This window comes from Streptomyces himastatinicus ATCC 53653 (assembly GCF_000158915.1).
Classification (GTDB): Bacteria; Actinomycetota; Actinomycetes; order Streptomycetales; family Streptomycetaceae; genus Streptomyces; species Streptomyces himastatinicus.
Window position 1 is genome coordinate 9,450,546 of the sequence record NZ_GG657754.1, and the last position, 7,763, is coordinate 9,458,308.

Below are 7,763 nucleotides of genomic sequence, written 5' to 3' on the forward strand. Positions count from 1 at the left end.
GGTGCGGCGGATGTCCACCACCGGGCCGTGCTCGCGCGGCGCCGGGCTGAAGGCGTCACGGCCGCGGTGCATCGTCTCCATGGCGGGCGCCGCGGCGGTGACCAGGGACAGCAGCTCGAGCGCCTGCCCCGGGTCCCGGCCGGGCGCCTCGGCGCGCAGCACGGCGGCCGTGGCGCCGTCGCCGTACCAGAGGCCGTAGTCGCCGCGCCAGCGGTCGAAGCCGGGCTCGCAGAAGCGGTCGGCCGTGGTGACCAGCGCGGCGCCGGTCGCCGGGTCGGCCTGGAGCCGCGCGGCGGCGAGGTCGAGCGCGCAGGCACCGCCGTTGCACATCTGCTGCACACCGACCGGCAGCGCGTCGAGGGCGCCCGCGCCGTGCGCGATGTAGTGGGCGGGCGACCAGAAGTCGTGCCCCTGGTGATACGTCCAGGCGTGCACCAGCAGGCCCACGTCCCGCGGGTCGTCGCCCGCCAGCTCCAGCGCGCGCCGCGCGGCCCGCACCGCCATCTCCGGCGGCGCCTCGGCCCGGGACACCGGCAGCCGCCGGTACCGGGTCGCCGCCACGTCCTCCGGTGCCAGCCGCCCGGCGCGCACCGCGTCGTCCGGGGTCTCCACGGTGGCCGGGAGCCAGGTCGTCGCGGCGCTCACATACAGCGGTCGGCCGAACTTCACGCCGCGTCCTCGGGCGTGGGCCGCTGGGTGCGGGTGAGCGCGATGTCCGCCTCGGCGACGAGCTGTTCGTCCTGCTCGAAGGCGATGCTCAGCCGCAGCTCCGCATCCGCGTCCGGTTCGTGGCGGGAGGACCGGCGGGCGGTCAGCAGCAGCGGGCTGTCCAGCTCCGCGTACGTCTGGAAGGACGCGGCCAGTTCGGTCAGCGCCCATGGCCGGCCCGTGTCGCGGGTGTGCTCGGCGGCGTGGAGGAGCCCGAGCTGACGGCCCGCCTCCATCAGGACCATCCCGGGGAAGTGGTCCAGCGGGTGGTCGAACAGGCTGGGGTGCTCTCCGGCCGGGCGCAGCCGCGCGCTGACGCTGTCGGGCCCGGTCACCGCGTCGAGCAGGACCACGTTCTCCTCGCGGGTGCGCCCGACCCGCCCCGGCGGCACCGGAGTTCCGGCCCGCAGATACCGGAAGGCGTCCGAGGTGGGCGGCGTGCTGCCGCGCCGCCGGGTACGCATCGCCGCGTACGTACCGCCGGGCATATAGGCCGCGCGCAGCGACACCTCGCCGAGGTACTGCCCGGCCACGGACAGCCGCATCACATACGTCGTGGCGAGGAGCGTGCCGTCCCGCCACCGGCTGTCGCGCGTGGTCACGTCCATGACGAGTTCCGCGGGGCCGGGGCCGATCCGGACGGTGGCCGCGCCGGGCAGCCGCATCGACCACGACTGGAGAATGAAGACGGTGTCGCGCGGTGCTCCGAAATGCGTGTGCACGGCATGGGTTTCCGCCTGTCGGCAGCATTCCAGCAACAGCAGCGGATCGATCGGGGAGCGGTCCGTGTGGTCGGTGTAATAGGCGTGCGACGGGGGTATTTGGGCCGCTGCCACGAAATGCCCGTCCGTCACTTTCCGGCTGTCGGTCAGAAACAGCTCGGACAACGCCTCCCGGTGCACCAGGTCCTTGGGGACGGTGCGGGAGAAGTCGAGGTCCGGCACGATGACTCGTGCGTCGGCCGCCTCGGTGGCCACTGTCACGCCTGTCCCCTTTCCCTTGAGATCGTGGAGTGTTTCGGCACGGCAACCATGCTGGCCGGACCCGCTACCGCCCCGCTCACGTCCCTCTCACGCCGCGAATGACCGGACCGTGAGTGCCTTCTGTGCCGTTCATGAGAACGCCTCAAGCGGCGGCATGCAGCATGAATTCCCGGAAACGCCGCACGAGTCGGCGAGGCGGGCCAGAAGGGAAAGCAGCGATGGACTCTTTGACGGACTCTTTCCGTGCTACGGACTCTTTCCGCGCCAACGGCGCATTCACGCATGCATTTCGCGCCATACGGAGTGCCGGGTGAACCGCGCGGCGGTTCTCGCGGGGCTCGGGACCTGGCTGCCGGAGAACGTCGTCACCAATGACGAACTGGCCCGCCGGCTCGACACCTCCGACGAGTGGATCCGCACCCGGACCGGAATCCGGCAGCGCCATGTCATCGGCCCCGGGCAGTCCACCGGGGACCTCGCCGTGGAGGCCGGGCGGCGCGCGCTGAAGTCGGCGGGCACCGACCAGGCCGACATGGTCATGGTCGCCACCAGCACCCCGGACCGGCCGTGCCCGGCCACCGCCCCGGACGTGGCGAGCCGACTCGGCCTCACCGGTGTCCCCGCCTTCGACATCGCGGCCGTGTGCACCGGCTTCGTCTACGCCCTGGGCATGGCCGCCGCCGTCATCGGATCCGGTACCGCCGGAAGCGTACTGGTCATCGGCGCGGACACCTTCTCCACCATCCTCGACCCCGAGGACCGCACCACCCGCGCGGTGTTCGGCGACGGAGCGGGCGCCGTCCTGCTGCGCCCCGGCGACCCCGGGGAACCGGGCGCCCTCGGCGGCCTCGACCTCGGCAGCGACGGCAGCCGCAGCGAACTCATCGAGGTCCCCGCGGGCGGCTCGCGGCAGAAGGCGTCGGGCCGGTCCGCGGAGGAGACCGGGGCCTACTTCACCATGCAGGGCCGGGCGGTGTTCTCCGAGGCGGTCCGCAGGATGGCCACCTCGGTCGAAACGGCCGCCGACCGCCTCGACTGGGCCCCCGGCGACATCGACCGCGTCGTCCTGCACCAGGCCAACGCCCGCATCCTGGCGGCCGTCGCGGACCGCATGGGACTGCCCGCGGACCGGTTCGTCTCCAACATCGGGCGGGTCGGCAACACCGTCGCCGCCTCCATTCCCCTCGCCCTCGCCGACGGTGTCATCGAGGGCGCCCTGCGCCCCGGGCAGCGCGTCGTCCTCGGTGGCTTCGGCGGCGGCCTCACCTGGGGCGCGATGGGGCTGCGCTGGCCCGACATCAGCCCCGTCTGACCTCCCCTCGGCAACCGGTACTCACAGAAGGAGTTTCACCATGGATGTGATCGAAGAGCGCGTCACCGGCATCCTCTCCGGACAGTTCAAGCTCAAGAAGGAGATCATCACCCCCGAGGTGACCTTCCAGAACCTGTCGTTCGACTCCCTGGTGCTGATCGAGCTGAGCCTCGTCCTGGAGAAGGAGTTCCAGGTGGTGATCGAGGAGGGCGACCTCACCGACCAGCTCACCGTGCGCGAACTGGCCGAACTGCTCACCGACAAGGGCGCGGTGGCCTGATGGCCGACGGCATAGCGGTCACCGGACTCGGGCTGGTGACACCGGCCGGATCCGGCGTCGCGGAGAACTGGGACCGGCTGCTCACCGGTCGTTCCTGCGCCACCAGGGACACGTCCCTGGACGGCATGCCCGTCGACTTCACCGCGCGCGTCCCCGGTTTCGACGCCGGTGAACTGCTGGGCGGCTTCGCCTCCTGGCAGCTGGAACGCTTCGTACAGCTGGCCATCGTCGCCTCCCGCATGGCGATCGAGGACGCCGGATGGGACCGGGACAGCTGGGACGGCGCCCGGGTGGGCGTCGTCCTCGGCAACTCCCTCGGCGGCGCGGCCACCTTCGAGGAGCAGTACCAGGAGCTGCGCGACGGCGGCCCCGGCCGGGTCTCCCCGCTGATGATCACCAAGTACATGCCGAACATGCTCGCCGGGTACGTGGCGATCGACTGCGGCGCCACCGGCCCCGGCCTGGTGACGGCCACCGCCTGTGCCTCCGGCGCCACCGCTGTCGGCACCGCCCGCGACCTGCTGCGCTCGGGGGCGTGCGACATCGTGCTGGCCGGGGCCAGCGAGTCCGCGCTCACCCCGACCGTGATGGCGGGCCTGACCAAGATGGGCGCGCTGTCCAGGAGCCGGGAAGCCCCCGAACACGCCGCCCGCCCCTTCGACGCAGAACGGGACGGGTTCGTGGCGGCGGAGGCCGCCGGGGTCCTCGTCCTCGAACGCCCCGAGGACGCCCGCGCGCGCGGCGCCACGGTGCGGGCGGTCGTACGGGGGTACGGCGCCACCTCGGACGCCCACCACGCCACCGCGCCCGACCCACAGGGGCGGGGCATCGAACGGGCGCTGCGGGACGCGCTGGCCGACGCCGACGTATCGGCGCGGGACATCGGCCACGTCAACGCCCACGGCACGGCCACCCCCATGAACGATGTGATCGAGGGCCGGATGCTGCGCCGGGTCCTCGGCGAGGGCCCCGCCGTGACCTCCACCAAGGGCGTCACCGGCCACGCCCTCGCCGCGGCCGGGGCGATCGAGGCCGCGTACACCGTGCTGGCCGTGCAGCACGGCACCGTGCCGCCGACCGGGAACCTCAAGAACCAGGATCCGCGGATCGATCTGGACGTCGTCACGGGGGAGCCGCGCCGCACCCGTATCGAGGCGGCCGCCAGCACCTCGCTCGGGTTCGGCGGTCACAACGCCGCGCTCGTCGTCACCCCCGCGTGAGCGTCGCGGGAAGGGAGGGGAAACGATGAACCGTTCGGTCTTCGTCACCGGCGGCAACCGGGGCATCGGCGCCGCAGTCGCCGCCGCCTTCGCGGCCGACGGCGACAAGGTCGCCGCCAGTCACCGTACGGGCAGTCCGCCGGACGGGGTGCTCGGCGTCCACGCGGACGTCACCGTGCCGGGACAGGTCGAGAAGGCGCTGCGCGAGGCGGAAGCGGCCCACGGCCCGGTGGAGGTCGTGGTGGCCAACGCCGGGATCACCCGGGACCGGCCCGCGCTGCGGATGTCTGACGAGCAGTTCGAGGAGGTGCTCTCCACCAACCTCACGGGCGCGTTCGCGACCGTACGGGCCGCGCTCACCAGCATGCTCCCGGCCCGGCGCGGCCGGGTGGTGCTCGTCTCCTCGGCGCTCGGCTTCCTCGGCTCACCGGGGCAGACCAACTACGCCTCGGCCAAGGCCGGTCTGGTGGGCATGGCCCGCTCCCTCGCATGGGAGCTGGGCGACCGCGGCATCACGGTGAACGTGGTGGCGCCCGGCATCATCGAGACCGATATGACGGCACCGCTGTCCGAACGCCGCATGGAGGACCTGATGCGGATGACACCGCTCGGCCGCCCCGGCAGGGTCGAGGAGGTCGTGGCCGCCGTCCGCTTCCTGGCGAGCGAGCAGGCGAGTTACATCACCGGAGCGGTCCTGCCGGTCAGCGGAGGGATCGGCATGGGCCACTGAGCAACGACCCCGGGCCCGGTACGGAACGGTCCGTACCGGGGCCACGGCCCGTCAGTCGACACCAGGAGGCGGACCACCGTGTTCCCGAGCCCGACCACCGGCTGGATATCCGGTTTGCGCACCGCCCACCCGGCCCCGGCCGCCCGGGTCGTCGTCTTCCCGCACGCGGGCGGCGACGCCCAGCGGTATCTGACGCCGCTGTCACGGCTGCCCGGCGACGTGGACCTCCTCGGCATCACCCTGCCCGGGCGCGCGGAGCGGGCCGCCGAGCCCCCGGCGGAGAGCGTGGCGGACGTGGTCCGGGGCGTACGCGGCACACTGCGCCGACTGCCGACCGTACCCACGGTGTTCTACGGGCACAGCATGGGCGCGCTGCTCGCCGTCGCGGTGGCGGACGCGCCGGGGGCGGCACCGCACCCGGGCGCCGTGGTGGTGAGCTGCGGACTGCCGGGGGAGAGGGCATACCCCCACCCGGAGCGACTGCACACGGCCGACGGACTGGACGAGATCTTCGCGCTGCACGGGCTCCCCGCGGGCGCGCTCGACGACCCATCGCTCGACCCGCGCGCCCGGGCGCTGGCCCATGACCTGGCCCTCACCCGCCGGGCGCTGCGCGCCGTACGCGACGTATGCCTCGGGGTGCCGCTCACGGCCCTCGCCGGGACGGACGATCCGCTGGTCCCGGGCGACACCCTGTCCGGGTGGGCGGCCTTCACCCGTGCCGCTCACCGGGGGCGGCTCGTGGACGGCGGCCACTTCTTTCCCTTTTCGCCCACCGGCGCGGACGTGCTGCTGGAGGAACTCACCGCGGCGCTGCGCGCGGTGGGTCATGACGCGGGCGTACGGGCCGGGGTCACAGCCCCACGGACGGCAGCGCGGGGGTGAGCGAGCCGCCCGCCACGAGGATCGACTTCTGGAGTTCCTGGAGCCGCATCGAGGGCTCCAGGCCGATCCCCTCGGCCAGGGCGGAGCGCAGCCCCTGATAGACCGACAGGGCGTCATTGCGTCGGCCGGAGCGGTTCAGGGCGATCATCAGGCACTCGTGCAGCATCTCGTCGTACGGGTGCAGCGCCGTCAACGCGCGCAGCTCGCCGACGACTTCGTACCGCTGGAGCCGCAGGTCGAGCAGGATGCGGCGGCGCAGTACGGACTTCCGGTCCTCCTCCAGGCGCAGCACGTGCGACTGGAGCACGGGCCCGGTCGGCAGGTCGGCCAGCGGCTCGTCGCGCCACAGGTCGAGGGCGCACCGCAGCAGCGCCGAGGCCTGGGCCAGCTGCCCCGCCTCCTCCGCGCGGCCCGCCTCGGCCACCAGGTCCTGGTAGCGGCGTACGTCGAACTCGTCGTCGGGGACGGCCAGCCGGTATCCGGTCTGCTCCGTGACGAGGATCTGCTTGGCGAGGGCGCTCCCGGGCCCGCCGGGCAGGACCATTCCCAGGTGCTTGCGGATCTGCATGACGTAGTTCTGAAGGCTGGTGGCCGCGCTCTTGGGCGTCGCGGCGCCCCATACCTCGCGCTCCATCGCGTCGATCTGCACGACCCGCCCCCGGTTCAGCACCAGTAGGGCGAGCACCTTCCTGGCCTTCGGCGCGGCCGGCACGACTGAGCCGCCGTTCAAGGTCACGCGCAGCGGCCCGAGTACGTTGGCGATCATCCGTCAGTCCCCCTCCTCGAGGGTAAACATATAGCGCCGTACATCTATGAGCGCAAGTACAAACTCAGCGTGCGCGGGCCGGTGAGGGGACGTCAACTGCTACTGAAGTGGGGCAAATGGGCTCCGGAGGGGTCGCTTTCTGCTGGGTTTCGGGGACGCATAGTTATCGAGTTGGGTAAACTTTTGCTCTCCGATACAACTTTGAATCACAGTGATTGCCACTATGGCGGCGTCATTCTCACGTCATGAAGGGGGAGCGCCGTGGAGCGCAGACGACCGATGGACGACACCGCACTCGCCGTTGTCGGCATGGGGTGCCGGTTTCCCGGAGCGGCCGGGACGGATGCCTTCTGGGACCTGCTCATGGGGGGCGGCGACGCCGTGACGGGCGTCCCCGCGGACCGCTTCGACATCAGCCGTGCCTACGACCCCACGCCCGGCAGGCCGGGCAGGACCGTTTCCCGCCACGGCGGCTTCCTGGACGACGCGTTCGGCTTCGACGCCGCGTTCTTCGGGATCGCGCCCGTGGAGGCCGAGAGCATGGACCCCCAGGCGCGGCTGCTGCTGCACGTGGTGTGGGAGGCGCTGGAGGACGCGGGCCTGGTCCCGGCGCGGCTGGCCGGAAGCCGGACCGGCGTCTTCGTCGGCCAGGCCACCGCGGAGTACGCGGAGGCCGAACACGCCCCCGCCGAGCCGGTGCTGCGGGACGCCGTGGGGGCCCGGATCAGGGCCGTCACCGCGGGGCGCGTCTCCCACGCGCTGGACCTGCGCGGCCCCAGCGTGGTGATCGACACCGCGTGCTCGTCCTCCCTGGTCGCCGTGCACGCGGCGCGGCAGAGCCTGCTCACCGGGGAGAGCGACCTCGCCATCGCCGCCGGG

General features: G+C 72.6%; 9 protein-coding genes. 6 read left to right on the forward strand and 3 right to left on the reverse strand.

All coding sequences use genetic code 11. The annotated features are described in order from the left end of the window. Window positions 1-669, reverse strand: a 669-nt coding sequence (locus tag SSOG_RS39985; RefSeq protein ID WP_039939833.1) for a 3-oxoacyl-ACP synthase, incomplete at its 3' end; no start/stop codon positions are given. Continuing rightward, window positions 666-1,691: a ScbA/BarX family gamma-butyrolactone biosynthesis protein gene (locus SSOG_RS39990; protein WP_009720016.1), complete on the reverse strand. Its 1,026-nt coding sequence runs from the start codon at window positions 1,689-1,691 to the stop codon at window positions 666-668. The genes SSOG_RS39985 and SSOG_RS39990, both read right to left, overlap by 4 nt. Window positions 1,692-2,001: 310 nt before the next feature. Here SSOG_RS39990 and SSOG_RS39995 point away from each other — a divergent pair, with 310 nt between their 5' ends. The 5 genes from SSOG_RS39995 (at window position 2,002) to SSOG_RS40015 (ending at window position 6,118) form a co-directional block, all read left to right on the forward strand. Continuing rightward, on the forward strand, window positions 2,002-3,003 hold the full coding sequence (locus SSOG_RS39995) for a beta-ketoacyl-ACP synthase III (protein ID WP_009720017.1): 1,002 nt from the start codon (window positions 2,002-2,004) through the stop codon (window positions 3,001-3,003). 40 nt (window positions 3,004-3,043) lie between these two features. Continuing rightward, window positions 3,044-3,283 carry an acyl carrier protein gene (locus SSOG_RS40000; RefSeq protein ID WP_039939835.1) on the forward strand — a complete coding sequence of 80 codons (240 nt, stop codon included), beginning with the start codon at window positions 3,044-3,046 and terminating at the stop codon, window positions 3,281-3,283. Next, window positions 3,283-4,503 carry a beta-ketoacyl-[acyl-carrier-protein] synthase family protein gene (locus SSOG_RS40005; protein WP_039939837.1) on the forward strand — a complete coding sequence of 407 codons (1,221 nt, stop codon included), beginning with the start codon at window positions 3,283-3,285 and terminating at the stop codon, window positions 4,501-4,503. Before SSOG_RS40000 ends, SSOG_RS40005 begins: the two co-directional genes overlap by 1 nt. A 25-nt stretch (window positions 4,504-4,528) precedes the next feature. Further along, window positions 4,529-5,233 carry a 3-oxoacyl-ACP reductase FabG gene (gene fabG, locus SSOG_RS40010; RefSeq protein WP_009720020.1) on the forward strand — a complete coding sequence of 235 codons (705 nt, stop codon included), beginning with the start codon at window positions 4,529-4,531 and terminating at the stop codon, window positions 5,231-5,233. A gap of 78 nt (window positions 5,234-5,311) precedes the next feature. Next, complete coding sequence (locus tag SSOG_RS40015) at window positions 5,312-6,118, forward strand: thioesterase II family protein (protein WP_009720021.1); 807 nt, start codon at window positions 5,312-5,314, stop codon at window positions 6,116-6,118. Here SSOG_RS40015 and SSOG_RS40020 read toward each other — a convergent pair. Next, complete coding sequence (locus SSOG_RS40020; RefSeq protein ID WP_009720022.1) at window positions 6,087-6,884, reverse strand: AfsR/SARP family transcriptional regulator; 798 nt, start codon at window positions 6,882-6,884, stop codon at window positions 6,087-6,089. The two genes, SSOG_RS40015 and SSOG_RS40020, sit on opposite strands and share 32 nt — an antisense overlap. A gap of 279 nt (window positions 6,885-7,163) precedes the next feature. On the opposite strand from SSOG_RS40020, the gene SSOG_RS40025 reads away from it, so the two are divergent. Continuing rightward, the coding region (locus tag SSOG_RS40025; protein WP_039939839.1) for a beta-ketoacyl [acyl carrier protein] synthase domain-containing protein at window positions 7,164-7,763 on the forward strand (600 nt) is incomplete at its 3' end.